This window comes from Nocardioides luteus (genome assembly GCF_015752315.1).
Classification (GTDB): domain Bacteria; phylum Actinomycetota; class Actinomycetes; order Propionibacteriales; family Nocardioidaceae; genus Nocardioides.
Map to the genome: position 1 here is coordinate 1,925,568 of NZ_JADOVJ010000001.1, position 25,823 is coordinate 1,951,390.

At 70.9% G+C, this 25,823-nt stretch carries 22 protein-coding genes; 17 read left to right on the forward strand and 5 right to left on the reverse strand.

Annotated features, from left to right (window positions below; all coding sequences use genetic code 11):
• Nucleotides 1–55 precede the first annotated feature (55 nt).
• Nucleotides 56–811 carry a hypothetical protein gene (locus tag HD557_RS09230; RefSeq protein WP_196873682.1) on the forward strand — a complete coding sequence of 252 codons (756 nt, stop codon included), beginning with the start codon at nt 56–58 and terminating at the stop codon, nt 809–811.
• Nucleotides 812–914: 103 nt separating this feature from the next.
• Here HD557_RS09230 and sucB read toward each other — a convergent pair whose 3' ends face one another.
• Entirely contained in the window at nt 915–2,750 is a 1,836-nt protein-coding gene (gene sucB / locus HD557_RS09235) for a 2-oxoglutarate dehydrogenase, E2 component, dihydrolipoamide succinyltransferase (protein WP_196873683.1), read from the reverse strand.
• 227 nt (nt 2,751–2,977) lie between these two features.
• Nucleotides 2,978–4,504, reverse strand: coding sequence for a leucyl aminopeptidase (locus tag HD557_RS09240; protein WP_196873684.1), 1,527 nt, complete (start codon nt 4,502–4,504; stop codon nt 2,978–2,980).
• Nucleotides 4,505–4,583: 79 nt separating this feature from the next.
• On the opposite strand from HD557_RS09240, the gene gcvT reads away from it, so the two are divergent.
• From gcvT to HD557_RS09280, 8 genes are read left to right on the forward strand one after another with little or no spacing between them, the layout of a single operon-like run.
• Nucleotides 4,584–5,726 (forward strand): glycine cleavage system aminomethyltransferase GcvT, encoded by a 1,143-nt coding sequence (gcvT, locus tag HD557_RS09245; RefSeq protein ID WP_231380238.1) that lies wholly within the window; start codon nt 4,584–4,586, stop codon nt 5,724–5,726.
• A 6-nt stretch (nt 5,727–5,732) separates the two neighbouring features.
• A complete protein-coding gene (locus HD557_RS09250; RefSeq protein WP_008357346.1) occupies nt 5,733–5,990 on the forward strand; it encodes a hypothetical protein in 258 nt (85 codons plus the stop codon).
• A 29-nt stretch (nt 5,991–6,019) separates the two neighbouring features.
• Nucleotides 6,020–6,850 carry a PhzF family phenazine biosynthesis protein gene (locus HD557_RS09255; protein ID WP_196873685.1) on the forward strand — a complete coding sequence of 277 codons (831 nt, stop codon included), beginning with the start codon at nt 6,020–6,022 and terminating at the stop codon, nt 6,848–6,850.
• Between the two features lie 14 nt (nt 6,851–6,864).
• Entirely contained in the window at nt 6,865–7,659 is a 795-nt protein-coding gene (locus tag HD557_RS09260) for a thymidylate synthase (RefSeq protein ID WP_196873686.1), read from the forward strand.
• Complete coding sequence (locus HD557_RS09265) at nt 7,649–8,140, forward strand: dihydrofolate reductase (RefSeq protein ID WP_231380239.1); 492 nt, start codon at nt 7,649–7,651, stop codon at nt 8,138–8,140. Before HD557_RS09260 ends, HD557_RS09265 begins: the two co-directional genes overlap by 11 nt.
• A 38-nt stretch (nt 8,141–8,178) precedes the next feature.
• On the forward strand, nt 8,179–9,117 hold the full coding sequence (locus HD557_RS09270; protein ID WP_196873688.1) for an LLM class F420-dependent oxidoreductase: 939 nt from the start codon (nt 8,179–8,181) through the stop codon (nt 9,115–9,117).
• A gap of 15 nt (nt 9,118–9,132) precedes the next feature.
• The gene (gene dapA / locus HD557_RS09275; RefSeq protein ID WP_008357336.1) at nt 9,133–10,020 is read left to right on the forward strand and encodes a 4-hydroxy-tetrahydrodipicolinate synthase; all 888 of its coding nucleotides are present in this window, start codon (nt 9,133–9,135) and stop codon (nt 10,018–10,020) included.
• Nucleotides 10,021–10,031: 11 nt separating this feature from the next.
• Nucleotides 10,032–11,717 carry a ribonuclease J gene (locus tag HD557_RS09280; RefSeq protein ID WP_008357333.1) on the forward strand — a complete coding sequence of 562 codons (1,686 nt, stop codon included), beginning with the start codon at nt 10,032–10,034 and terminating at the stop codon, nt 11,715–11,717.
• Here HD557_RS09280 and HD557_RS09285 read toward each other — a convergent pair.
• A complete protein-coding gene (locus tag HD557_RS09285; RefSeq protein ID WP_196873689.1) occupies nt 11,714–12,379 on the reverse strand; it encodes a lysoplasmalogenase in 666 nt (221 codons plus the stop codon). The genes HD557_RS09280 and HD557_RS09285 overlap by 4 nt on opposite strands.
• 77 nt (nt 12,380–12,456) lie before the next feature.
• Here HD557_RS09285 and HD557_RS09290 point away from each other — a divergent pair, with 77 nt between their 5' ends.
• The 4 genes from HD557_RS09290 (at nt 12,457) to HD557_RS09305 (ending at nt 19,789) form a co-directional block, all read left to right on the forward strand.
• Nucleotides 12,457–15,108, forward strand: a complete 2,652-nt coding sequence (locus HD557_RS09290) for an FtsK/SpoIIIE family DNA translocase (protein ID WP_196873690.1) — start codon at nt 12,457–12,459, stop codon at nt 15,106–15,108.
• Nucleotides 15,105–17,090, forward strand: a complete 1,986-nt coding sequence (locus tag HD557_RS28945) for a helix-turn-helix domain-containing protein (protein WP_196873691.1) — start codon at nt 15,105–15,107, stop codon at nt 17,088–17,090. Before HD557_RS09290 ends, HD557_RS28945 begins: the two co-directional genes overlap by 4 nt.
• A 279-nt stretch (nt 17,091–17,369) precedes the next feature.
• Entirely contained in the window at nt 17,370–18,740 is a 1,371-nt protein-coding gene (locus HD557_RS09300) for a glycoside hydrolase family 16 protein (protein WP_196873692.1), read from the forward strand.
• Nucleotides 18,741–18,772: 32 nt separating this feature from the next.
• Nucleotides 18,773–19,789: a LacI family DNA-binding transcriptional regulator gene (locus HD557_RS09305; protein WP_196873693.1), complete on the forward strand. Its 1,017-nt coding sequence runs from the start codon at nt 18,773–18,775 to the stop codon at nt 19,787–19,789.
• A gap of 9 nt (nt 19,790–19,798) precedes the next feature.
• Here the strand turns inward: HD557_RS09305 and HD557_RS09310 are convergent, their stop codons facing one another.
• Nucleotides 19,799–20,521: a response regulator gene (locus tag HD557_RS09310; RefSeq protein WP_196873694.1), complete on the reverse strand. Its 723-nt coding sequence runs from the start codon at nt 20,519–20,521 to the stop codon at nt 19,799–19,801.
• Nucleotides 20,518–22,185: a sensor histidine kinase gene (locus tag HD557_RS09315; protein ID WP_196873695.1), complete on the reverse strand. Its 1,668-nt coding sequence runs from the start codon at nt 22,183–22,185 to the stop codon at nt 20,518–20,520. Before HD557_RS09315 ends, HD557_RS09310 begins: the two co-directional genes overlap by 4 nt.
• 202 nt (nt 22,186–22,387) lie before the next feature.
• On the opposite strand from HD557_RS09315, the gene HD557_RS09320 reads away from it, so the two are divergent.
• From HD557_RS09320 to HD557_RS09335, 4 genes are read left to right on the forward strand one after another with little or no spacing between them, the layout of a single operon-like run.
• Nucleotides 22,388–23,335 carry a Bug family tripartite tricarboxylate transporter substrate binding protein gene (locus HD557_RS09320; RefSeq protein WP_307785572.1) on the forward strand — a complete coding sequence of 316 codons (948 nt, stop codon included), beginning with the start codon at nt 22,388–22,390 and terminating at the stop codon, nt 23,333–23,335.
• Nucleotides 23,332–23,865 (forward strand): tripartite tricarboxylate transporter TctB family protein, encoded by a 534-nt coding sequence (locus HD557_RS09325; protein WP_196873696.1) that lies wholly within the window; start codon nt 23,332–23,334, stop codon nt 23,863–23,865. The genes HD557_RS09320 and HD557_RS09325 overlap by 4 nt, the downstream gene beginning before the upstream one ends.
• A gap of 10 nt (nt 23,866–23,875) precedes the next feature.
• A complete protein-coding gene (locus HD557_RS09330) occupies nt 23,876–25,402 on the forward strand; it encodes a tripartite tricarboxylate transporter permease (RefSeq protein ID WP_196873697.1) in 1,527 nt (508 codons plus the stop codon).
• Entirely contained in the window at nt 25,399–25,821 is a 423-nt protein-coding gene (locus HD557_RS09335) for a universal stress protein (protein ID WP_040754989.1), read from the forward strand. The genes HD557_RS09330 and HD557_RS09335 overlap by 4 nt, the downstream gene beginning before the upstream one ends.
• Nucleotides 25,822–25,823 lie beyond the last annotated feature (2 nt).

Below are 25,823 nucleotides of genomic sequence, written 5' to 3' on the forward strand. Positions count from 1 at the left end.
TGGCCGCGCTCGGGAGCGATCGGTCATCGGATCAGTCTTGAAAGGCACACCAGACGTGCGTACCACCCAGAACCGGCGCCGCCTCGCGGCCGCCGTCCTCGTCCTGGCCACGACCGGCGCTCTCGCGGCGTGCGGAGCCGGCGACGAGGGAGACAAGAACACCAAGGCTTCGGCGTCCGAGGCGACGCCGGACTTCGAGAAGGGTGCCAAGCTGACGGCTGACGAAGCCCACAAGGTGCTCGATGACGTCATGAAGGGCACGAGCACGGCGCGTTACGCCGTCTCCATCGAACCAGCCGGCGGCAGCGAGGCGATCGAGGGGAGCGGGAGCGGAGAGATCCAGATGGATCCGCTCTCGGTCCGGGCCACCGGGACGGTGACTCAGGACGGGGAGACGATGGATCTCGACTACGTCGTTCTCGGCGAGGACGAGATCTACTCCAAGATCGAGGGCGAGTGGGCCAAGAACGGACTCGCGGCATTGACCGTCCTTGCGCTTCCGCCGGCGAGCACGGTCATCGAAGCGACGCGCGCAGCGATCGAGCCGAGCAGCACGGTCTATGTCGGTCAGGAGTCGATCGACGGCGTCGACGCGGCCCACTACACCTTCACCTCCGGTGAAGAGTCCGAGGCCGGCACCGAGGAGCCGGTCGATCTCTACGTCGGCTCGGGTGACCGGCTCATGCGCGTGTTCATGAAACTCGAGGACATCGCGACCATCACGTACGACCTGTCCCACCACGGCGAGAAGGTGACGATCGAGAAGCCCGACGGCGAGATCACGGACATGACCGACATGAATCTCGGCTGATCCGACCCCTGTCACAGCCGGGTGGGCACCGGCGTCGCAGATGCGTCGCGGCGCGGTCCGGATCGGACCGCGCCGCGACGTACTGATCGTTGGTCCAGCCAGCTCAGATCTCGAACTGAGCGGCCTCGAGACGCTTCTTCACGTCCTGGAGGAAGCGGCCGGCGTCGGCGCCGTCGACCAGGCGGTGGTCGTAGGTCAGCGCGACGTTGACCATGTAGCGCACCGCGATGGTCTCGCCCAGGTCCGGGTCGTCGATGACGACCGGACGCTTCACCACAGCACCCGGGCCGAGGATGGCGACCTGCGGCTGGTTGATGATCGGGGTGTCGAAGAGCGCACCGAACGAGCCCAGGTTGGTGATCGTGAAGGTGCCACCGGAGAGCTCGTCCGGCGTGATCTTGTTGTTGCGCGTGCGGTCGGCGACATCGGCGATCTTCTTCGCGATGCCCGCGATCGACAGGTCACCGGCGTCCTTGACGACCGGGGTCAGCAGACCGCGCTCGGTGTCGACGGCGAAGGCGATGTTCTCGCGGTCGTAGTAGGTGACCGTGCCGGCCTCGACGTCGATCCCGGCGTTGAGCTTCGGGTGCACCTTGAGCGCGTCGATCGCGGCCTTGGCGAAGAACGGCAGGTAGGTCAGCTTGACGCCCTCGCGCTGCAGGAAGCCGGCCTTGTTGGCGTCACGGAGGCGGGCGATGTTGGTGACATCGACCTCCATGACCTGGGTCAGCTGGGCCGCGGTGTGCAGCGACTCGGTCATCCGCTCGGCGATCACCTTGCGCAGGCGCGAGATCTTCTCGGTGGTGCCACGCAGCGGCGACGGGGCCGCCGGAGCGGCGGCGGGAGCGGCGGGGGCCGCCGGAGCCGCGGCTGCTGCCGGAGCCGCGGCCGGAGCCGACTTGGCGGCGGCCGCCTGGAGGATGTCCTCCTTGCGGATGCGGCCACCGACACCGGAACCCTGGACGGTGTTGAGGTCGACGTTGTGCTGAGCGGCGAGCTTGCGCACCAGCGGGGTGACGTAGCCACCGGGCTGGATCGCCGGGGAGCTGTCGGTGGCCGGGGCGGCGTGGGCCGGGGCTGCGGGAGCCGGAGCCGGGGCTGCCGGAGCCGGGGCTGCCGGGGCGGGCGCTGCCGGAGCCGGGGCGGGCGCAGCAGGCGCGGGCGCGGCGGCGGCCGGAGCGGGCTCGGGGGCCGGAGCAGGAGTCGGCTCGGGGGCCGGCTCGGGAGTGGGCTCGGGAGCCGGGGCGGCCGGCGCAGGCGCGGCGGCCGGGGCGGCGCCGGCGTCACCGACGAGCGCGAGCACGGCGCCGACCTCGACGGTCTCGTCCTCGGCGACCTTGATCTCGAGCAGGGTGCCGGCCACGGGCGAGGGAATCTCGGTGTCGACCTTGTCGGTGGAGACCTCGAGCAGCGCGTCGTCCACGGCCACCGTGTCGCCGACCTGCTTGAGCCAGCGGGTGACGGTGCCCTCGGTGACCGACTCGCCCAGCGCGGGGAGAGCGACCTCGGTGGCGTTGCCACCGGCGGCGGGCGCCGGAGCGGCAGGCGCGGCCGGAGCGGCGGGCTCGGCAGGCGCCTCGGGCTCGGCCGGAGCGGCCGGGGCGGCGGGGGCCTCGGGCTCGGCGGCAGGAGCGGGAGCGGCGGCCTCGGCGGGCTCGGCCGCGGGCGCGGCGGGCTCGGCCGGGGCGGAGCCGGCCTCGTCGGCGGCACCGATGACGGCGAGCAGGCCACCGACCTCGACGGTGTCGTCCTCGGCGGCCTTGATCTCGAGCACGGTGCCCGCGACCGGGGAGGGGATCTCGGTGTCGACCTTGTCGGTGGAGACCTCCAGCAGGGCCTCGTCGACCGCAACGGTGTCGCCGACCTGCTTGAGCCAGCGGGTGACGGTGCCCTCGGTGACGGACTCGCCGAGTGCCGGGAGAGTTACTTCGGTGGCCATGGGTTCCTTCGTTCTACGTCTGTTCGTTGCTCTACTTGTATGTCCGGAAACGCGCGCCGTCACCACCGGGCCGCAGGCTCGGTGAGGAGACTCTGTGAGAAGAGAGGCGCATCGGTCTGGGCCGACACCTGCCCGACGCACGCATGGTGCCGCCGGACGGGCGGCCAAGGGCGTCGATCACGGGCCCATCTTGTCACTACCCCCGCAGCGCTGTGTCAACCGGACCACTACTGATCGGTAGCCATCTCGCGTACGTAGTCCACCAGTGTTGCCACCGCCACACCCGTGCCTCCGGGAGTCTGATGGCCCGAGGCGCCCCCGCTGTTGAAGGAGGGTCCGGCGATGTCGAGATGGGCCCAGGGAAGGCCGCCGGTGAACTCGCGCAGGAACGCTGCTGCGTAGAGGCCACCACCCCAGCGGATCCAGTCGTGCTGGTTGAGGTCGGCCACCTTGGAGGAACGGATCCGCTCGTCCATCCATTCCGGGATCGGCATCGGCCACATCTGCTCCCCGGCGACCTCGGCGGCGGCGAGGATGCGCTCGACGACCTCCTCGGAGCCGAGCACGCCGCTCACCTTGTCGCCCAGCGCCATCACCATGTGGCCGGTGAGCGTAGCCACGTCGATGATCACGTCGGGGGAGACCTCGGTGGCCCGCACCAGCGCGTCGGCGAGGATCATCCGCCCCTCGGCGTCCATGTTGGAGACCTCGACGGTCGTGCCGCCGTAGTGGGTGACGACGTCGCCGGGCCGGTAGGAGGAGCCGGAGACCATGTTCTCCGCCATCGGCACGAACGCGGAGACCTTCACCGGAAGCCCGAGACGGGCGATCGCGAAGGTCGCCTGGGCCACCGCGGCGGCCCCGGCCATGTCCGACTTCATCGTGGACATCGAGCTGCCCGGCTTGATGGTGAGGCCGCCGGAGTCGAAGGTGATGCCCTTGCCGACCAGCGCGATGTGGCCGCGGGCGTCGTCGGGGGAGTAGGTCAGCTCGACCAGGCGCGGCGGAGCCGCCGAGCCCATGCCCACGGCGAGGATGCCGCCGCAGCCGAGCTCGGCGAGCTGCTCCTCGTCGTAGACGGTCGTCTCGACACCGTCGACCAGGCCGGCCACGTGCTCGATGGCCTCGGCGAACGCCGGTGGAGTCAGGTCGGCGGGCGGGACGTTGACCCACTCGCGGGTGCCGGCGATCGCCTGGGCGAGGATCTGCGCCTGCTCGAAGGCGGTGACCGCGTCCGTACGCCGCGCGATCGGGCTTAGGACCGCGACGTCGCTCGGGCCCTTGCTCTCCCCGCCGGACTTGCCCGAGCCCGACTTGTAGGCGGTGTAGGTGTAGCCGCCGAGGAGGTAGCCCTCAGTGACCGCACGGACCAGCTCGGGGGTGTCGGCGGGCAGGGCCACGGCGACGGAGGTGGCGTTGGGCACCGAGCGGGCGGCGGCACCGGCGGCGCGGCGTACGGCATCGGCCGAGTAGGTCCCGTCGGCATCGGCCTTGCCGAGACCGACCATCACCAGGAGCTGGGCGCCGATCTCCTCGCCCGCGGGCAGCCGGGTGACCTCGCCGGCCTTGCCGCTGACGCCCAGGGTGGCCAGCATCCCGCGCCACCTGCGCCCGTAGGCGGCCTTGACGTCCTCCGCGCCCGTCGTGACCTCGACGTCCTTCCCGCCCTGGCCGACGCCGACGACGATGGCCTCGGCACGGGTCTTGGCGGGAGAGGCGGTACGCAGCGTGTAGGTGATGTCAGGCAGGGTCACGCCGTGCAGTCTAGGTGTGGCACGCCGGAGGAGGGGCCACGGACCGGGCTGTGTCGACCAGGTGCGATAGGTTCGCAGCATGGCTGATGAGACCTCCATGGGGGGCGGGTCGGAGCTGCTCCAGTCCCCTCTGCACACAAAGCACCAGGAACTCGGTGCGAAGTTCGGTGAGTTCGGCGGCTGGTCGATGCCGCTGGAGTACTCCGGGGTCGTCAAGGAGCACACCGCCGTACGCGAGGCCGTCGGTGTCTTCGACGTCAGCCATCTCGGCAAGGTCATGATCAGCGGTCAGGGTGCCGCCGAGTTCGTCAACGCCTCGTTCACCAACGACCTCGGCCGGATCAAGCCCGGCAAGGCGCAGTACACGCTGTGCTGCGACGAGGAGACCGGCGGCATCGTCGACGACCTCATCGCCTACTACCGCGACGACGAGCACGTCCTGATCGTCCCCAACGCCGCCAACACCCCCGAGGTCGTACGCCGGCTCCAGGCTGCCGCGCCCGCGGGCATCACCCTCACCGACCACCACCGCGACTACGCGGTGCTCGCCGTCCAGGGGCCGAAGTCCGACGAGCTGCTCGAGGCTGTCGGGCTCCCGGCCGGCCACGAGTACATGTCCTTCGTGGAGGCCGCCGCCCGCGACGTGCTCGGCGACGAGATCGGCGTGGTCGTGTGCCGCTCGGGCTACTCCGGTGAGCGCGGCTACGAGCTGATCGTCGCCAACGAGGCCGCCGAGGCGCTCTGGGACGCGCTGCTGTCCCGCGGTGAGGCGCTGGGCGCGCTGCCGTGCGGCCTCGGCGCCCGCGACACCCTGCGCACCGAGATGGGCTACCCGCTCCACGGCCAGGACATCACCCTCGACGTCACCCCCAACGAGGCCGGGCTCGGCTGGGCCGTCGGCTGGAAGAAGGAGGCCTTCTGGGGCCGCGACAAGCTCGTCGCGGAGAAGGAGGCCGGCCCGAAGCGCGCGCTGCGCGGCATCGTCGCCGTCGGCCGCGGCATCCCACGGCCGCACATGACGGCGTCGCTGACCGCCGACGTACCGGTCGGCGAGGTCACCTCCGGCACCTTCTCGCCCACGCTGAAGAAGGGCGTCGGCCTGGTGCTTGTCTCGACCACCGTCAACCCCGAGGCCGAGATCGGCATCGACGTACGCGGCCGCCGCGAGATCTTCCAGCTCACCAAGCCGCCCTTCGTCCCGTCGCACGTGAGGGAGGGCTGAGTCCGCATGAGCATCCCGGACGTACCTTCGGTGTTCAAGCAGCCCACGGCAGCCGAGCGGCCGTGGTGGTGGCAGCTCGTCGACGCCTCGGGTGCCGAGGTGGCGGTCGACGGAGAGCTCGCCGGCCAGCGCTTCGCCAACCAGAGCGACGCCGAGTCGTGGGTGGGCGAGGTCTGGCAGGACCTCCTGGACGCGGGCGTGGCCGCGGTGGTGCTCTTCGAGCACGACCGCCAGGTCTACGGCCCGATGAAGCTGACCGCCTGACCCCGTCTCCCGACGGATAGGGTCGGCGCGTGAGTGCCTTTGAGTTCCGCCAGGTCGACGTCTTCACCAACGAGCCGCTGCTGGGCAACCCGGTAGCCGTCGTGCACGGGGCTGACGGCCTCACCGACGAGCAGATGGCCGCCTTCGCGCGGTGGACGAACCTGTCCGAGACGACGTTCCTGCTGAGCCCCACGGACCCGGCCGCCGACTACCGGCTGCGGATCTTCACGGTCGGTGGTGAGCTGCCGTTCGCGGGCCATCCGACGCTCGGCTCGGCGCACGCGTGGCTGGAGGCGGGCGGCAAGCCCCAGGGCACCGACCTGGTGCAGGAGTGCGGCGTCGGGCTGGTCGAGCTCCGCCGCGACGGGCGGATCGCCTTCGCCGCGCCCGAGCTGCTCCGCGGCGGCGAGGTCGACGAGGAGACCCTCGGCGCCATCGCGAAGGGCCTGCAGATCGACCGGGGCGACATCCTCGACGCGCGGTGGTGCGACAACGGGCCGGGCTGGGTCGGCGTGATGCTCGCCGACGCGGAGGCGGTCCTGGCCGTCACCCCCGACCACGCCGCCCTGGGTGACCACAAGGTCGGGCTGGTCGGGCGCTACCCCGAGGGCAGCGAGTGCGCGGTCGAGGTCCGGGCGTTCTACCCGGCCGACGGCGTCGCCTTCGAGGACCCGGTCACCGGCTCGCTCAACGCCGCCCTCGGGCAGTGGCTGGCGGGGTCGCTGCTCCCCGATGCGTACGTCTCGTCCCAGGGGACCGTCATGAAGCGCAGAGGACGGGTGTACGTCGAGCGGACGCAGGACCAGGTGTGGGTGGGCGGAGACACACTGACCGCCATCCGCGGGACCGTCGAGCTCTGACCTAGGCTGGGGCCGTGCAGTCCTACCTTGATCTGTTGACCCGCATCCTCGACGAGGGCGTGGAGAAGTCCGACCGCACCGGGACGGGCACGATCAGCGTCTTCGGTCACCAGACCCGCTACGACCTGGCCGAGGGTTTCCCCCTGCTGACCACGAAGAAGATCCACACCAGGTCCGTCTTCGGTGAGCTGCTGTGGTTCCTGCGCGGCGACACCAACGTGCGCTGGCTCCAGGAGCGCGGCATCACGATCTGGGACGAGTGGGCCGACGAGAACGGCGATCTGGGCCCGGTCTACGGCTACCAGTGGCGCTCCTGGCCGACGCCCGACGGCCGTCACGTCGACCAGATCGCCCGGATCATCGACCAGATCAAGCAGGACCCGGACAGCCGCCGCCACATCGTCACCGCCTGGAACCCGGCCGACATCGACGACATGGCGCTGCCGCCGTGCCACACGCTGTGCCAGTTCTACGTCGCCGACGGCAAGCTGAGCCTGCAGCTCTACCAGCGCTCCGCCGACGTGTTCCTCGGGGTGCCGTTCAACATCGCCTCCTACGCCCTGCTCACCCACATGGTCGCCCACGTGACCGGCCTGCAGCCGGGTGAGTTCGTGCACACGCTCGGCGACGCCCACCTCTACAGCAACCACGTCGAGCAGGCGCGTCTCCAGCTCACCCGCACCCCGCGGCCGCTGCCGACGCTGCACCTCAACCCGGACGTCAAGGACATCGATGCCTTCGACCTCGACGACATCACCGTCGAGGGCTACGACCCGGCTCCCGGCATCAAGGCCCCCGTTGCCGTCTGAGGCGGCACCGGGGCGGGTCGTGATGGTCGCGGCCGTCGCCGACAACGGCGTCATCGGCAACGGCCCCGACATCCCCTGGAAGATCCCCGGCGAGCAGGCCGAGTTCAAGGCGATCACGATGGGTCACACGCTCGTCATGGGCCGCACCACCTTCGAGTCCATCGGCCGCCCCCTGCCGGGCCGCACGACGGTCGTCCTGACCACCGACGAGGACTGGGCCTACGACGGTGTCCTGGTCGCCCACGACATCGAGTCCGCCCTCACCCTGGCCGCGGCCGAGCAGGGCGACACGGTGATCGCGGGGGGAGCACAGGTCTACGCCGCTGCTCTCCCTTACGCCACCGAGCAGGTCATCACCCGGGTCCATCTGAGGCCGGAGGGCGACGTCCTCTACCCGCCGTTCGACGAGACCGAGTGGGTCGAGACGAGGCGCGAGCCGCACGAGGCGTACGACCGGGTGTTCCTCACCCGTGCTCCCTGACGCGCGAGTAGCCTCGCCGTCCCTCTAAGGTAAACGGCATGGAGCTGCGCATCTTCACCGAGCCCCAGCAGGGGGCGTCCTACGCCGACATCCTCGCCGTCGCCCAGAAGGCCGAGGAGCTCGGGTTCGGAGCGTTCTTCCGCTCCGACCACTACCTGAAGATGGGGTCGGTCGACGGGCTGCCCGGACCGAGCGACGCCTGGACGACGCTCGCCGCCCTGGCCCGCGACACGAGCACGATCCGGCTCGGCACGCTGGTCACCTCGGCGACCTTCCGCCTCCCGGGCGTCCTGGCCATCCAGGCCGCCAACGTGGACGACATGTCCGAGGGCCGGGTCGAGCTCGGACTGGGCGCGGGCTGGTTCGAGGAAGAACACGCGGCGTACGGGATCCCGTTCCCGGCGCTCGGGGAGCGCTTCGACCGGCTCGAGGAGCAGCTCGAGATCATCACCGGCCTGTGGGCGACCGAGCCGGGGGAGACCTTCGGCTTCGAGGGGAAGCACTACACGATCACGGACAGCCCGGGTCTGCCGAAGCCGGTCCAGACCGGTGGCCACGCCGGCTCGATCCCGGTGATCGTGGGCGGCGGCGGCAAGAAGCGTACGCCGACGCTGGCCGCGACGTTCGCCGACGAGTTCAACGCCGCGTTCGTCTCCGTGGAGGAGTCGCAGGCGCTCTTCGAGAACGTCGGGCGCTTCGTCGAGGCGGCCGGTCGTGACGACTCGATGATCTACTCCGCCGCCCAGGTGCTCTGCGTCGGGCGCGACGAGGACGAGCTCGCCCGGCGCGCGCAGGCGATCGGCCGCGAGCCCGCCGAGCTGCGTGAGAACGGCCTGGCCGGGACCCCGGACGAGGTGGTCGCCAAGATCAAGCGGTTCGAGGACGTCGGTGCCAGCCGGATCTACCTCCAGGTGCTCGATCTGAGCGATCTCGACCATCTCGCACTCGTAGCCGACGAGGTCATGCAGCGCGTCTGACGATAGTCTGTAGCCATGACTGATGCTCCCTTCGGCACCGTGCTCTCAGCACTCGTCACGATCTTCAACGACGACGGCTCGGTCGATCTGGAGCAGACCCAGAAAGTCGCCAAGCACCTGGTCGATCACGGCCACGACGGCATCGTCGTCTCCGGCACCACCGGTGAGTCGCCGACCACCACCCCGGCCGAGGACGGCGAGATCCTGGCGGCCGTCAAGGACGCCGTCGGCGACCGCGCCAAGATCGTGGCCGGCATCGGCACCAACGACACCCGCACCAGCGTCGAGCTCGCCAAGCAGGCGGCCTCGGTCGGCGCCGACGGCCTGCTGCTGGTGACGCCCTACTACAACAAGCCGGGCGAGCGCGGCATCCGCGAGCACTTCCGCACCGTCGCCTCCGCCACCGACACCCCCGTCATCCTCTACGACGTCCCGGGCCGCACCGGGTCCCCGATCACCCTCGACACCTATCGCGAGGCGATCACCTGGGACACCGTCGTCGCGGTCAAGGAGGCCGCCGGCGACTTCCCGCGCGGCACCCGCCTGCTCGACCTGGGCTACTCGATCTACTCCGGTGACGACGCGCTCACCCTCGCCTGGCTGGCGCACGGCGCCGTCGGCGTGATCAGCGTCGCCGCCCACGTGCTCGGCGACCAGACGCGGACGATGATCGACGCCTTCGCGGCCAGCGACATCGAGACCGCCCGCAAGACCTATGCGCGGATGCTCCCCGCGATCGACGCCATCATGGGCGTCCCGAACTACGGAGCCACCACTGCCAAGGCCGCTCTCGAGCTGACCGGCGTGATCGACAACCGCAACGTGCGAGGGCCCCTGGTGGCGCTCGACGACGACGAGGTCGAGGCGCTGCGAGCCGGGCTGGAGGCCTCTGGCCTTCTCTAGAAGGAATGCCTTTGTCTCACCCACACCCGGAGCTGACCGAACCCGGCAAGCTCCCCAAGGGCGGCCTGCGGGTCACCCCTCTCGGCGGCCTCGGCGAGGTCGGCCGCAACATGACCGTCTTCGAGTACGACGGCCGGCTGCTGATCGTCGACTGCGGCGTGCTCTTCCCCGAGGAGCAGCAGCCCGGCGTCGACCTGATCCTGCCCGACTTCGGTCCGATCCGTGACCGGCTCGGCGACGTCGAGGCGCTGGTCCTGACCCACGGTCACGAGGACCACATCGGCGCGACGCCCTACCTGTTGCGCGAGCGCCAGGACATCCCGCTGGTCGGCTCCGAGCTGACCCTGGCCCTGCTCGGCTCCAAGCTCCGTGAGCACCGCCTGCGCGAGACCGTCCAGCACAAGGTACGCGAGGGCGACACGATCAGCTTCGGGCCGTTCGAGCTCGAGTTCGTCGCCGTCAACCACTCCATCCCGGACGCGCTCGCGGTCGCGATCCGTACCGGCGCCGGACTGGTGCTGCACACCGGTGACTTCAAGATGGACCAGCTGCCGCTGGACGGCCGGATCACCGACCTGCGCGCCTTCGCCCGGCTCGGCGAGGAGGGCGTGGACCTGTTCCTCACCGACTCCACCAACGCCGAGGTCCCCGGCTTCACGACCGCCGAGAAGAAGATCGCGCCCGCGATCGAGCAGGTCTTCCGCGAGTCCGACCAGCGCATCATCGTGGCCTGCTTCGCCTCCCACGTGCACCGCGTCCAGCAGGTGCTGGACAGCGCCGTCGCGCACGGGCGCAAGGTGGCGTACGTCGGTCGCTCGATGGTCCGCAACATGCAGATCGCCGCCGACCTGGGCTACCTGCACGTGCCCGAGGACGTCATCGTCGACGCCAAGGAGCTCGCCGAGCTGCCGCCGGAGCGCGTCGTGATGGTCTCGACCGGCTCGCAGGGCGAGCCGATGTCGGCGCTGTCGCGGATCGCCAACGGCACCCACAACTTCGTCCACATCGAGCCGGGCGACACCGTCCTGCTCGCCTCCTCGCTGATCCCGGGCAACGAGAACTCGGTCTACCGGGTGATCAACGGCCTCGCCCGTCTCGGCGCCAACGTGGTCCACAAGGGCAACGCGCTGGTGCACGTCTCCGGCCACGCCAGCGCCGGCGAGCTGCTCTACTGCTACAACATCGTCCGCCCGCGCAACGTGATGCCCGTCCACGGCGAGGTGCGCCACCTGCTCGCCAACGGCGACCTGGCCCGCCAGACCGGCGTGGAGAGCGTCGTCTACGCCGAGGACGGCGTCGTCGTCGACCTCATCGACGGCAAGGCCGAGATAGCCGGCAAGGTCGAGTGCGGCTACGTCTTCGTCGACGGCACCACCGTCGGCGACGTCACCGAGTCCGAGCTCAAGGACCGCCGCATCCTCTCCGAGGAGGGCTTCGTCTCGATCATCGTCGTGGTCGACTCCGTCAACGGGGTGGTCTCGAGCGGACCCGAGATCCACGCCCGCGGCCACGTCTGGCCCGACAACGCCTTCGACCCGATCAAGCAGCCGATCGTCAAGGCGGTCAACCGCGCCATCTCCGAGGGCGCGACCGACACCTACCAACTGCAGCAGGCCATCCGGCGTACGTTCGGGCGCTGGGTCTCCAGCACCCACCGCCGGCGTCCGATGATCATCCCGGTCGTGATCGAGGCCTAGGAGAGCTGTAGCAGCACTCCGGCCGTGATCAGCGCCTGGCCGACGTGGTAGGTCGTCATGATCGCCACGTCGGTCAGGCGCGGCGGCTCGTTGCCGTGCTCGGCGAGGTTGAGCCCGATCAGGGTGTCGCTGATGACGAAGACGAGCGCACCCGCGGCGATCCACACGCTCCCGGTCAGCCAGGCGAGCACGAGCATGGTGGCGATCACGAGCGAGTACGCAGCCAGCGCCGCCGCCACCGGCGTACCGCCCATCCGGCGGGCGCCCCGGAGCACCCGCCCCATCGGGATCGCGAGCACGATCGCCGCGGCGAAGCCGGCCCAGGACCACGCGGGGGCGTCGAGGCCGAGGGTGAGGAAGGTCACGGCGTACGCCAGGTGGCCGACGAAGAACAGCCCCACTCCGCCGAGGAAACGGCGGGTCGAGGACCCGATCATCGAGATGTCCCCGAGCATCCCGAAGAAGAGCGCGACGAGCAGCCACCAGGCGGCCGGCTCCCCGCCGCTGACCAGCCCCATCAGCACCGTCAGCCCCATGAGCCCCACCATCACCAGCGGCTTGGTGACGTAGTGGAGCCGTCGCCAGCCGAACCACACGCAGGCCCAGTCGGTGACGGCATCGACGGCGGTGAGGAGGGCGACCAGGACTGTCAGGCTCTGCATGGCGGCAAACTACACTGCTGCAACACACCCCCATGGGGGTCCCGGAGCCCGGGCGCCCGGTCGAATACCCTGCTTGTATGGCGACCCGTACGTCTTCCCCGCCGGGTTCGCGGAGCTCGACCACCACCAAGAGCACCCGTCCCCGGAGTACGACCACGACAAAGCGAGCAACGGCCACGAGCCGGGCCCGCTCCAAGGCGACGCCGGCCAAACGCCGTCCAGCCGCCAAGAAGAAGACGACGAACCGTACGCCACCCCGTGCCGTACGCAGCGGGCCCAGCCCGATCGCGGTCCTCTTCGACGCCATCTTCTCGACCATCGCGAGCCTGTGGCTGGCGATCGCCGGGGGAGTGGCCGCCGTCTTCCGCGTCGGCGGCCAGGCTGCCAGCGACCTCGAGCCGGAGCACCGGCGCGACGGCGCCGGCCTGTTCCTGATCGGCCTCGCCGTCCTCGTCGCCGCCGGCGTCTGGTTCCAGCTCGGCGGACAGTTCTTCGACGTCGTCCGCATCGCCGTGGCCGGCGTGGTCGGCAAGGTCGGCTGGCTGGTGCCGGTCGGCCTCGTCGTCGCCGGCGCGCGACTGATGCGCGACCCGGTCGACGCCGCCCCGGTCGGGCGGCTCGCGATCGGCTGGGCCGCGTTCCTGATGGCGACGCTCGGCATCATCCAGATCGCCAACGGCAACCCGCAGCCCACCTCGGGCGACAGCACCGAGCTGCAGTGGGCGGGTGGCGCCATCGGCTACGTCGTGGCCAGCCTGCTGCTCGACGTCCTGCGCTCGACGGCCGTGGTCGTCGTACTCCTGTCTCTTCTCGTCGTCTTCGGTGTCCTGGTCATCACCGGGACCCCGCTCTACCAGGTGCCGGGCCGGCTGGTGGAGCTGCGCGACCGGGCCCTGGGCCTGACCCCGCCCGAGGAGCTGAGCGAGAGCGGCACCAACATCCGGCGGGTGCGCCGGAGCGGCAAGCTCTTCGCCGACGACGACACCTTCGACCCGGAGGGCTTCGAGCCCTACGAGACGCCGCTCCTCGAGGAGGAGAAGCCGAAGAAGAAGCGCAAGAAGGACGGGCTCGACATCGCGCTCGCTCTCGACGACGACTCGGACGCCGACACCCAGCCCGACGAGGTCGTGGCGAGCGACGCGGCCGGCCTCATGCCCGCGGTCTCGGACAGCGGCCCGAAGCCGGGAGCCAAGCGCGACCTCGAGCCGCCGCCGCACGCGGAGCTGCCGCAGCGCGTCGAGCAGCTGATGCTCGCCGGCGACGTCGCCTACACCCTCCCGGCCAGCGACCTGCTCAAGCCCGGCTCGCCGCACAAGGCCCGCTCGAAGGCCTCCGACGACATCGTCAACCGGCTCCAGGCGGTGCTGGAGGAGTTCAACATCGACGCCGCGGTGACCGGCTACACCCGTGGCCCGACGGTCACCCGCTACGTGGTCGAGCTCGGCGCCGGGGTGAAGGTCGAGAAGATCACCGGGATCCAGAAGAACATCGCCTACGCGGTGGCCTCCGCCGACGTACGCATCCTCTCGCCGATCCCCGGCAAGTCCGCCGTCGGCGTCGAGATCCCGAACTCCGACAAGGAGATCGTCACCCTCGGCGACGTGCTCCGCTCCAACGCGGCGCGCGGCGACCACCACCCGATGATCACCGGTGTCGGCAAGGACGTCGAGGGCGGCTTCGTGGTCGCCAACCTCGCCAAGATGCCGCACCTGCTGGTCGCGGGTGCGACCGGCTCGGGTAAGTCGTCCTTCATCAACTCGATGATCACCTCAGTCCTGATGCGGGCGACGCCCGACGAGGTCCGGATGATCATGGTCGACCCCAAGCGGGTCGAGCTGAACTCCTACGAGGGCGTGCCGCACCTGATCACGCCGATCATCACCAACCCGAAGAAGGCCGCCGAGGCGCTGGCCTGGGTCGTACGCGAGATGGACATGCGCTACGACGACCTGGCCAACTTCGGCTTCCGTCACGTCGACGACTTCAACAAGGCCGTCCGCGCCGGGAAGGTGCAGGTCCCGCCCGACTCCGAGCGGGTCCTGTCGCCCTACCCCTACCTGCTGGTGATCGTCGACGAGCTCGCCGACCTGATGATGGTCGCCCCGCGCGATGTCGAGGACGCGGTCGTACGCATCACCCAGCTCGCCCGCGCCGCCGGCATCCACCTGGTGCTGGCCACGCAGCGGCCCTCGGTCGACGTCGTCACCGGTCTGATCAAGGCCAACGTGCCCTCGAGGCTCGCCTTCGCGACCTCGTCGCTGGCCGACTCGCGCGTCATCCTGGACCAGCCCGGCGCGGAGAAGCTGGTCGGTCAGGGCGACGGGCTCTTCCTGCCGATGGGCTCCTCCAAGCCGATCCGTGTGCAGGGCTCGTGGGTCTCCGAGTCCGAGGTCAACGCGGTCGTGAAGTCGGTCAAGGGCCAGCTCGAGCCGGTCTACCGCGAAGACGTGACCGCACCCGCGGAGTCCAAGCGGGTGCTGGACGACGACATCGGCGACGACATGGACCTGGTCATCCAGGCGATCGAGCTGATCGTCTCGACCCAGTTCGGGTCGACCTCGATGCTGCAGCGCAAGCTGCGCGTCGGGTTCGCCAAGGCCGGCCGCCTCATGGACATCCTCGAGTCGCGCGGCGTGGTCGGTCCCTCCGAGGGCTCCAAGGCACGCGACGTACTCGTCAAGCCGGACGAGATCGACGGCGTCATCGCAACGATCCAGGGGGAGATGTGAGCGAGAACCCAGTGACGGCCGAGACCGTCGACCCTGAAGAGACCGTCGAGACTCCCGACGTCGATGTCGATGTCGATGTCGTCGAGGTACGCCGCAACGGCCGGCTCGCACTGGTGGTGGCGCTCGCGTCGCTGCTGGTCGGCCTCGCCTTCGTGCTGCGCGGCGGCATCGAGGGCTATCTGGTCGGTCTGATCCTGCTCGCCGTCGCGGCGGTGCAGGGCTGGACGGCCTGGGACTCCCGGATGCCGCTGCTGCTCGTGGACGAGCAGGGCGTACGTCTCCGCTTCGGCCAGACCTGGCAGGGCATCCCGTGGTCGAAGATCGAGTCCGTCGAGCACACCCCGCGTCCGGACGGGATCGAACGGTTCTGGAAGGACGGCCGCATCGGCGTGCTGCTGCACGACGAGGACGAGGTGCTCGACGAGCTCTCGCCGACCGCGCGGCGCCAGGCGATGCTGACCGAGCGTCTCTACGGCCTGCCGTTCTCGCTTCCGCTGGGCCTCTCGACCCGCGTCCTGGGCGCCGGCGACGATGTCACCGAGGCCATCGCGGTCGTCGCCGCCGAGGGTGTCGAGGTCGTCGAGATCGATCCCGGTCTCGACGCCGAGCCGGAGGCGGAGCCCGAGGACGACAGCGCCGAGGACACCGGCGGTGAGGCCGTCGACGAGGCCGTCGACGGCATCGTCGGGGCCCCGGTCGAGGACGGCGACACGGCCATCCGGCCGCCCCTGCCTGCGGGGGCCGGTGACACCAACCCCCGGATGCTCCGGGTCTTGGACGAGCCTGATATCAATGCCGCGGACGCGGCGGACGAGGCGGGGCAGGACCAGGTGGATCGGGACACTGAGACGACCGGAGTGACCGCGCGCAGCGCGGAGCAGGACGAGACGACGACCAAGACCGACGCCGAGCCTGCGCTGAAGGCCGAGGCGAAGGCGGAGCCGGTCGCGCCGCTTCGCGAGCCGTCGACGGCGGTCCGGGTCGACGTACGCTACGTGCCCGAGGAGCCTCAGGAGACCATCGCGGTCCACGGCGCGAACGCGCTCCAGCTGGAGCCGGCGGAGTCCGACGTCGTGGACGCAGAGACGGAGCCCGACGAGGAGACCCAGGTCTTCGCGATCGAGTCGGCCGACGAGGACGCCGAGCCCGAAGGCGTTCGGCCGCTCGCCGAGCCCGAGGAGGGCATCAAGGCGCTCGCCCCTTCGACGAGCTCTGTGCGCCGGATCGACGACGTCGACGACGAGCCCACCGAGGTGGTCCCGACCAAGGTCCCGGAGATCGGTGCCGAGATCGCTGCCGCCCGTCGCCGGCTCGCCCTCGACGTCGAGGGCCTCGCCGAGTGGACGCGGATCCGTCCGCACGTGATCGAGGCGATCGAGGTCGACGACTTCGGCCCCTGCGGTGGCGACTTCTACGCCCGGGGCCACCTGCGTACGCTCGCCCGTGTCCTCGGCATCGAGGTCGCGCCGCTGCTGCGCACCTACGACGAGAAGTACGCCTCCGGCCCGGTCAGCGCGCGCGCCGTCTTCGAGGCCGAGCTCGCCCACAGTGCGGCGATCCGCCCGGTCCGGCGGATGCGTGGCGGTCCGTCCTGGTCGGTCCTGGTCGCCGCCGTGATGGCGGTCATCCTGGTCTGGTCGGTCGCCCGTCTGGTCATCGACGGCACCCAGCACGAGCCCCAGGCCGGAGCGATCCAGCTCGACGGCTCGGCCGGCACCGACAGCCCCTACGGCAAGTCCTCGCCGGTCCCGGTGACCATCTCCGCCGCCGGAGGCGGTGCCCACGTCGTCGTACGCGACTCGCGCGGCAAGGTCGTCTTCAGCGGCGACCTCGCCTTCGGTGAGTCCAAGCAGCTCCAGGTCACCCCGCCGCTGCGCGTCCAGACCTCCGACGGCTCGCTCAAGGTCGCGGTCGGGGAGAGCAAGGCCAGGGCCCTCGGCAAGACCGGCGAGGCCGCCCAGCGCACCTACACCGCCAACTGACCCAACCCGCCGACTCGGCGCGTCTGTCCCGATGCAGCGCGCCGAGTCGGCGTCTCTGTCTCGCCTGACGCGCTCGAGTCGGCGCAACTGTCTCAAACCCGCGGGACATTAGCGCCGACTCGACGGTTGTGAGCGGGACAGTTGCGCCGGGTGGGCGGGATCTTAAAGAGTTCGGCGTTTGGTGACGCGCGTCACATCGCTTTGGGACCATGACATCCGAGAGAGCGCTCTCACGAGTCGCAAGGGCTCATCGCTCGTTCATTCGGAAAGCGAGTCATCATGAGAAGTCTCAAGGCATTAGGAGCCGCCGTCGTCGCGGCGGGTGTGGTCGCGGTGGCGATCCCGCTGTCATCGTTCGGACAGGCGTCCGAGGCGTCGGAGCCGGGCACGCCGGCCGGCTGGACCAAGGTGTGGAGCGACGACTTCACCGGTGCGTCCGGGTCCCGGATCAACACGAACAACTGGATCTACGACATCGGCCACTCCTACCCCGGAGGTGCCGCCAACTGGGGCACCGGGGAGATCGCGTATCACACCGACAGCACCCAGAACGTCTACCAGGACGGCGGCGGCAACCTCGTCATCAAGCCGATCCGCGACGGCGCCGGCAACTGGACCTCGGGTCGCATCGAGACCACCCGGACCGACTTCCAGCCGCCCGCGGGCGGCGTGCTCCGCGTCGAGAGCCGCATCCAGATGCCGAACGTCACCGGCGCGGCCGCGCAGGGCATCTGGCCGGCGTTCTGGATGCTCGGCGAGCCCTTCCGGGGCAACTACTGGAACTGGCCGGGCATCGGCGAGATCGACATCATGGAGAACGTCAACGGCGCCAACCAGGTCTGGGGCACGCTGCACTGCGGCACCTCGCCCGGCGGCCCGTGCAACGAGACCACCGGCCTCGGCGGGACCATCCAGGGCTGCCCCGGCTCGACCTGCCAGTCCTCGTTCCACACCTACGCGATGGAGTGGGACCGGAGCACCAGCCCGCAGCAGATCCGGTTCTACGTCGACAACACGCACTACCACACGGTCCGCTCGGACCAGGTCGACGCGACCACCTGGAACAACGCGACCAACCACGGCTTCTTCATCATCCTCAACGTCGCGATCGGTGGGGGCTGGCCCGGCAACCCGACCGCGGCGACCGCGTCCGGGGTGCCGATGCTGGTCGACTACGTCGCGGTCTACTCCAAGGGCGGAGGCACCACCGAGCCGACCGACCCGCCCGCACCGGGCAGCCGGGACGCCTACTCGACCATCCAGGCCGAGTCCTACAACGATCAGAGCGGCACCCAGACCGAGGCGACCACCGACACCGGCGGCGGCCAGAACGTCGGTTACCTCAGCAACGGCGACTGGCTCCGCTACGACGGCGTGAACTTCGGCTCGAGCGCGGCGCGCACGTTCTCGGCCCGGGTCGCCTCCGGTGCTCCCGCCGGGGTCAGCGGCCTGGTGGAGGTACGCCTCGACAACGTGAACAACGCCCCGATCGGCAGCTTCTCGGTGGCCAACACCGGAGGCTGGCAGAGCTGGCGTACGGTCCCGGGCAGCATCAGCGGGGTGACCGGTACGCACACGGTGTTCCTGCGCTTCACCAGCGGCCAGCCGGCCGACTTCGTCAACCTCAACTGGTTCACGTTCTCCCGGTGACCGTCGGAGCCAAGAGGCGATAGGTTCCACTCATGAACGAGACCCCGGCCGGCCGGCCGACGCTGGAGACGGTGGCCCGGGCGGCCGGGGCCTCGCGAGCGACCGTCTCGCGCGTCGTCAACGGCTCCACGACGGTGCGCCCCGACATCGCCGAGAGCATCCGCCGGGCCATCGCCGACCTGGGCTACGTGCCGAACCCGGCGGCGCGGAGCCTGGTGACGCAGCGTACGGACTCCATCGCGCTGATCCTGCCCGAGTCCGCCACCCGGGTCTTCTCCGACGACGCCTTCTTCCCGGGTGTCATCCGCGGTGTCGGCGAGGCGCTGGAGAAGGCCGACAAGCAGCTCGTCCTGCTGCTCGCCTCGACGCAGTCGAGCCACGACCGGATCCTGCGCTACGTGCACGGGCGCACCGTCGACGGTGTCGTGCTGGCCTCGATGCACGGTGCCGACACGCTGCCCGAGGAGCTGCGGGCGGCGGGCGTTCCGGTGGTGACCAGCGGGCGGCCGCTGGGCGAGGCCACCGTGCCCTACATCGACGTCGAGCACGCCAGCGGCGTGAAGGCCGCGATGCGCCACCTGATCGGCCTCGGCCGGCGCCGGATCGCGACCATCGCCGGGCCGCAGGACATGGTCGCCGGGCGCGAGCGGCTGGCGGGCTACCTCGCCGGCCTCGAGGCGCTGCCGGGCGCCGTTCCGCTGGTCGAGGAGGGCGACTTCATGCGCCAGTCCGGCATCGACGCCATGGAGCGGCTGCTCGAGCGTGATCCCGAGATCGACGGCGTCTTCGCGGCCTCCGACCTGATGGCCGACGGCGCCCTGCGTACGCTGCGACGGCTCGGCCGCCGGGTGCCCGACGACGTCGCGGTGATCGGGTTCGACGACGTCGAGGCGGCCCGGTTCACCGACCCGCCGCTGACCACGGTGCACCAGCCGATCCACGAGATCGGCACCCGCCTCGCCGAGCAGATCCTCCGCCTGGTGGCGGGGGAGGAGGTCGAGGCCTCCGTGGTGCTTCCGACGAGGCTGGTGATCCGGGAGTCGGCCTGAGCCGGCCTTCTAGGAGATCGCGCGGTAGCGGCGTTCGGGCCGCCCGGCGGTGCCGTAGTTGAGACGTACGCCGATCCGGCCCGTGCTCGCGAAGTGCTCCAGATAGCGGCGCGCGCTCACCCGGGAGACCCCGATCGCGTCGGCGCACTCGGTGGCGCTCAGCTCGCCGGCGGTCTGCAGCGCGGCCAGGACGGCGCGGGCGGTCTCGGCGCTGAGCCCCTTCGGCAGCCGCTCACGGGCCTCACGAGCGCCCTGGTGGCTGAAGACCTCGTCGATGCCGGCCTGGACCTCGTCGCGGTGCTCGGCGCCCTCGGCCTCCTCGGCACGCTGCCCGATCCGGGCGAGCGCCTCGCGGGAGCGGCGTACGTCGTCGAGCCGGGCGGCCAGGTCCTCGAACGGGAACGGCTTGACGACGTAGTGGGCGGCGCCGCCGGCCGCGGCCGCGCGCACGGTGTCGGCCTCGCGGGCGGCGGTGATGACGATGACGTCGGTGTCGTCGCCGCGGCCGCGCAGCCGCCGCAGCAGCTCGATGCCGCTGAAGTCGGGCAGGTGCACGTCGAGCAGCAGGACGTCGGGGGAGAGGCGCGCGGTCTCCTCGAGCGCCTGCGCGCCGGTGGCGGCCACGCCGACGACCCGGAAACCCTCGACGCGCTCCACGAAGCGGGTGTGGATCGAGGCCACCATGAAGTCGTCCTCGACCACGAGCACGGTGAGCTCCGGTGTGGACGTCATCGGGTCTCCTCGGGGTCAGCGGTGGTGGGTGGTGCGAGCGGGACGGCGCCGGGCAGGGTCGCGACGAAGACCGCGCCCGGGCGTTCCGCCGAGCCGGTATTCTCCACCTCGACCTCGCCGCCGCGTGTGCGGCACACCAGCTGCACCAGCGCGAGCCCCACCCCGCGGCCGCTGGCGTCGCGTGGTTTCGTGCTGAAGCCGCGCCGGAAGATCTCCGGCAGCCGCTCGACCGGTACGCCGCCGCCGGTGTCGGAGACACGCACGGTCACGGTCTCGCCCTCGGCCCTCAGCAGTACGCCGACCCGGCCGTCGAGCGGCCCGACCAGCGCGGCAGCGTCGACGGCGTTGTCGACCAGGTTGCCGAGGACGGTGACCACGTCGGCGGAGCCGTCGGAGGTGAGCCGGGGGAGCGAGCTGGCGGCGTCCAGGTCGATGCTCACCCGCCGCTCGGCGGCCAGGCTGGCCTTGGCGATGAGCAGGGCGGCCACCGCCGGGTCGTCGATCCGGGAGGTGATGTGGTCGCTCAGCGCCGCCCGGCGTGCGGTCAGCCCGGTCACGAACTGGCCCACCTCGGCGTACTCCTCCAGCTCGAGCAGACCGGTGATCGTGTGGAGCTGGTTGCTGAACTCGTGGGTCTGGGCCCGCAGCGTCTCGGTGACGCTCTCACGGGCGTTGAGCTCGCTCTGCAACGCGACCAGCTCGGTGCGGTCGCGCAGCGTGGTGACGGTGCCGGCGGGGCGGCCGGCGTGGTGGACCCGGTTGCGGTTGAGCACGAGCACGCGGTCGCCGGCGACCAGCGGCGCGTCGTGGACCTCCTCGGGGCCGCTGAGCAGGGCGAGGGTCTCGGCGGGCAGGCCGAGCCCGTCGAGACGGCGCCCGGTCGGGTCCTCGCTCAGTCCGAGCAGCTCGCGGGCGCTGTCGCTCATCAGGCTGACCCGGCCGTCGGCGCCGACGGCCAGGACCCCTTCGCGGATCGAGCGCAGCAGGCCCTCGCGGTGGTCGGCGAGGGCGGCGATGTCGCGGGGCTCCAGCCCACGCGTACGCCGCTTGATCAGCCGCGCCAGCAGCCACGAGCCCAGCACCCCGAGCGCGAGGCCGGCCAGCAGCACGGTCAGGGCGTCGGCCCAGGTGCGGGCGAGCCGCTCGGTCAGCGGTGGGTAGTCCTCGGTCACCACGACCACGCCGACGGAGCGCGGGGCCTGCGCGTCCGGGCCGGTCGACCCGCCGCCGTAGACCGGCACCTGGGCGGCGATCGCACGCCGGCCGGCGTCGTCGATGTCGCCGGACCAGGCCCGGCTCGCCTCGCGGCCGCCGAGGTGCAGCTTCTCGCCGAGCCGGGTGGGGTCGGTGGCGACGAGCACCTCGCCGTCGAGGCTGGTGAGGTAGCCGGTGTCGGCGCCCGCGTCCGCGGCCCGGGTCTGGAGGTAGAAGGCCAGCGCCAGCCGGTCGGGCGTGCCGGTCAGGCCGTCCTGCACGGCCGCGGTGCCGGCCAGGCTCTCCGCGGCGGCGCGCAGGCGGTCCTCGCGGGAGTCACGGAAGTCGGCGTCGCTCTGCCGCAGGGACACGATGCTGGTCGCCACGACGACGAGAAGCAGCACCGAGAGCTGCAGCACCAGCACCTGTCCGGCCAGCGACAGGTGGCGGCGCGAACCCTGTGACCACAAGTTCCACAACCTCCTTTGGTTGCCCAATGGTGACGGCGGTCACCGCGGGCTGTGACCATCGCCACTGACCGTTTCATCCCCTGAGTCTGGAGGCCAGCCGTTGTCGACCGCGACATCGCAGTCCCCGCCCCGGCCGCCGCTGCGGACGCAGCGCCGTCGGGCAGCGAGCATACGCCGTACTCGCGCCCTCACCGTCGTGCTCGTGACCTGCCTGCTCGCCGCGGTGTCCGCCTGTGGCGTGACCCGTGGCGAGGAGTCCCGTGACCTCGACATGTGGATCCCGAACAGCCCCGGCGGCGGCTACGACCAGACCGGCCGCGCGGCCGTCGGCGTGCTCGACCGCGACAACATGACCGGCGGCGACATCCAGGTCACCAACATCCTCGGCGCGGGCGGCTCGGTCGCGATGTCCCGTCTGATGAGCGAGGAGGGCAACGGCAACCTGCTCATGACCATCGGTCTGGGCGTGGTCGGCTCGACGTACTCCTTCGGCGTGGACGCGCGCCCCCAGGACGCCACCCCGATCGCCCAGCTCATCGAGGAGCAGGAGGGCGTGCTGGTCCCGGCCGACTCGCCGTTCAAGACCATCGACGACCTGGTGAAGGCCTGGAGCGAGGACCCCGAGTCCGTCGTCGTCGGCGGCGGTTCCTCGCCCGGTGGCCCCGACCACCTCTTCCCGATGCAGCTGGCCAAGGCCGCCGGCATCGACCCCAAGGAGGTCAAGTACGTCACGTACGACGGTGGTGGCCCGCTCACCAGCGCGCTCCTCGGCAACAAGATCGACGTCGGCTTCTCCGGTCTCGCCGAGTTCGAGGGCCAGGTGAAGGCCGGCGAGCTCCGGGTCCTGGCCACCTCCGGCGACGAGCGCGCCACCGGCGTCTTCGCCGACGCGCCCACGCTGACCGAGAGCGGCATCGACCTGGTCTTCCTCAACTGGCGCGGCATCCTCGCCCCGCCGGGGATCAGCGACGAGCGCCGCCAGGAGCTCATCGACCTGCTCACCCGCATGCACGACTCCAAGCAGTGGCAGCAGGCGCTGAAGGACAACGGCTGGACGGACGCGTTCGTCACCGGCGACGACTTCGACAAGCTGCTCGTCGAGCAGGACCAGCGCGTCGCCTCGACCCTGAAGGAGCTGGATCTGCTGTGAGCGTCCACGAGACCCAACCCTCGGCACCGGCCGAGTCCCGGCCCGCTCAGCGCCGGATCGACGTCGGCCAGTTCGGCCTGGCCGCGTTCATGGTCGTCGTCGGGATCTACACGATCGTCGACGCCGCCGGCCTCGACGTCGGCTTCGCCGACCCCGTCGGCCCCCGTGTCTTCCCGTACGTCATCGGCACCGGCCTCGTCCTGGTCGGCGTGCTGCTGGCGGTCGCCACCGCCCGCGGCTCGCAGCCGGAGCCCGAGGAGGGCGAGGACGTCGACCTGAGCTCGTCGGCCGACTGGGTGACGGTCCTCAAGCTGGTCGCGGTGCTGCTGTTCACGGTCGCGACCGTGAACCTGCTCGGCTGGGCCATCTCCGGCGCGGTGCTGTTCGCCGGCGCCGCCTGGTCCCTCGGCAGCCGCACGCTGGTGCGCGACGTGATCGTCGGGCTCGTCCTGGCGATCGGCAGCTGGTACGCCTTCTACGTCGGTCTGGGCATCCCGCTCACCCCTGGCGTACTCGACGGGATCCTGTGAGGACTGACTGATGGAGAACTTCGAACTGCTCATGGGTGGACTCGAGTCCGCCCTGACCCCGATGAACCTGCTCTACGCCGCCATCGGCGTGCTGCTGGGCACCTTCGTCGGCGTGCTCCCCGGCATCGGACCGGCGATGGCCATCGCGCTGCTGCTCCCCGTGACGTACCGGCTCGAGCCGACCAGCGCGTTCATCATGTTCGCCGGCCTCTACTACGGCGGCATGTACGGCGGGTCCACCACCTCGATCCTGCTGAACACACCGGGGGAGTCCGCCTCGGTGATGACGGCGCTGGAGGGCAACCGGATGGCCAGGGCGGGGCGTGGCGCGCAGGCGCTGGCGACCGCTGCGGTCGGCTCGTTCGTCGCCGGCACCATCGGCACCATCCTGGTGGCGTTCTTCTCGCCGGCCCTGGCCGACGTGGCCGTCGAGCTGGGGGCGCCGTCGTACTTCGCCCTGATGGTCCTGGCGCTGGTCATGACCACGACGGTGCTCGGCACCTCGGCCCTGCGTGGGTTCGCCGCGCTGTTCCTCGGACTGACCATCGGCCTGGTCGGCCTCGACCTCAACACCGGTCAGCCGCGGCTGACCTTCGGCGTGACCCAGCTCGTCGACCGGCTCGACATCGTGGTCGTCGCGGTCGGCATCTTCGCCCTCGGCGAGGCCCTGTGGGTGGCCGCCCACCTGCGCCGGAAGCCGGCGCACGTGATCCCCGTCGGCCGTCCGTGGCTGTCGCGCGACGACTGGGGCCGCTCCTGGAAGCCGTGGCTGCGCGGCACCGCCTTCGGGTTCCCGTTCGGCGCGCTCCCGGCCGGTGGCGCCGAGATCCCGACCTTCCTCTCGTACCTGACCGAGCGGAAGCTCTCCAAGCACAAGGAGTTCGGCAAGGGCGCCATCGAGGGTGTCGCCGGTCCGGAGGCGGCCAACAACGCCTCGGCCGCCGGCATGTTCGTGCCGATGCTCGCCCTCGGGCTGCCGGTGACGGCCACCGCCGCGGTGATGCTCTCGGCGCTCCAGGGCTACGGGATCACCCCGGGTCCGCAGCTGATGACCGACCACGCCGACCTGGTGTGGACGCTGCTGGCCAGCCTGCTGATCGGCAACACCCTGCTGCTGGTGCTCAACCTGCCGCTGGCACCGCTGTGGGCCCGGCTGCTGCGGATCCCGCGTCCGCAGCTCTACGCGGGCATCCTGTTCTTCGCCTGCCTGGGTGCGTACGCCACCAACCTGGACCCTTTCGACATCGGGCTGCTGGTCGCGTTCGGTCTGCTCGGGCTGATGATGCGCCGTTTCGGCCTGCCGGTGCTGCCGCTCATCCTGGGCGTCATCCTCGGGCCGCTGATGGAGACCAAGCTGCGTGAGGCGCTGACGATCTCGGGTGGTGACTACGGTGGGTTGCTGAACGAGCCGCTGGCGGTGGTCGTCTACGTTCTGATCGCGTTGTTCATCCTGGGCCGGCCGTTCATCGCCCGGGTCCGGGCACGGGCCGACGAGTCGGCCACCGTCGAGGACGAGAAGGAGCTGGTGAACCGATGAGTGAGACTCCCGCAGGTGGCTGGGTGGTCGTGGCGTGGGCGCCCGACGTCTACGGCGCGGTCGCGCTGGACTGGGCGCTGGCCGACGCCGAGCGCCGCGACCGTGGCGTCGTGGTCGTCAACGCCTCCCGGGGTGACGCCCTGGTCGACAACCGCTACGCCTTCGACGAGCAGCTCGCGGAGCTCGAGCGCCGGCTGTCCGAGTCCGGCCGGCCGCACGAGATCCGGCAGTCCATCGACCCGGACGTCGGCGGTGCCGTCCTCGACGCCGCCGAGCAGCTCGACGCCCGGCTGATCGTGGTCGGGCTGCGGCGGCGTACGCCGGTGGGCAAGCTGCTGATGGGCAGCGTCGCCCAGCGGATCCTGCTGGGCGCTTCCTGCCCGGTCCTGTCTGTGAAGCCGGGCTCCGTCCCGGACTGATC

Coding starts and splice junctions, on each gene's coding strand:
- sucB (WP_196873683.1), bottom strand. CDS start 2,750: ATGGCCACCGAAGTAACTCTCCCGGCACTCGGCGAGTCCGTCACCGAG.
- gcvT (WP_231380238.1), top strand. CDS start 4,584: ATGGCTGATGAGACCTCCATGGGGGGCGGGTCGGAGCTGCTCCAGTCC.
- HD557_RS09250 (WP_008357346.1), top strand. CDS start 5,733: ATGAGCATCCCGGACGTACCTTCGGTGTTCAAGCAGCCCACGGCAGCC.
- HD557_RS09270 (WP_196873688.1), top strand. CDS start 8,179: ATGGAGCTGCGCATCTTCACCGAGCCCCAGCAGGGGGCGTCCTACGCC.
- dapA (WP_008357336.1), top strand. CDS start 9,133: ATGACTGATGCTCCCTTCGGCACCGTGCTCTCAGCACTCGTCACGATC.
- HD557_RS09285 (WP_196873689.1), bottom strand. CDS start 12,379: ATGCAGAGCCTGACAGTCCTGGTCGCCCTCCTCACCGCCGTCGATGCC.
- HD557_RS09290 (WP_196873690.1), top strand. CDS start 12,457: ATGGCGACCCGTACGTCTTCCCCGCCGGGTTCGCGGAGCTCGACCACC.
- HD557_RS09300 (WP_196873692.1), top strand. CDS start 17,370: ATGAGAAGTCTCAAGGCATTAGGAGCCGCCGTCGTCGCGGCGGGTGTG.
- HD557_RS09305 (WP_196873693.1), top strand. CDS start 18,773: ATGAACGAGACCCCGGCCGGCCGGCCGACGCTGGAGACGGTGGCCCGG.
- HD557_RS09310 (WP_196873694.1), bottom strand. CDS start 20,521: ATGACGTCCACACCGGAGCTCACCGTGCTCGTGGTCGAGGACGACTTC.
- HD557_RS09330 (WP_196873697.1), top strand. CDS start 23,876: ATGGAGAACTTCGAACTGCTCATGGGTGGACTCGAGTCCGCCCTGACC.
- HD557_RS09335 (WP_040754989.1), top strand. CDS start 25,399: ATGAGTGAGACTCCCGCAGGTGGCTGGGTGGTCGTGGCGTGGGCGCCC.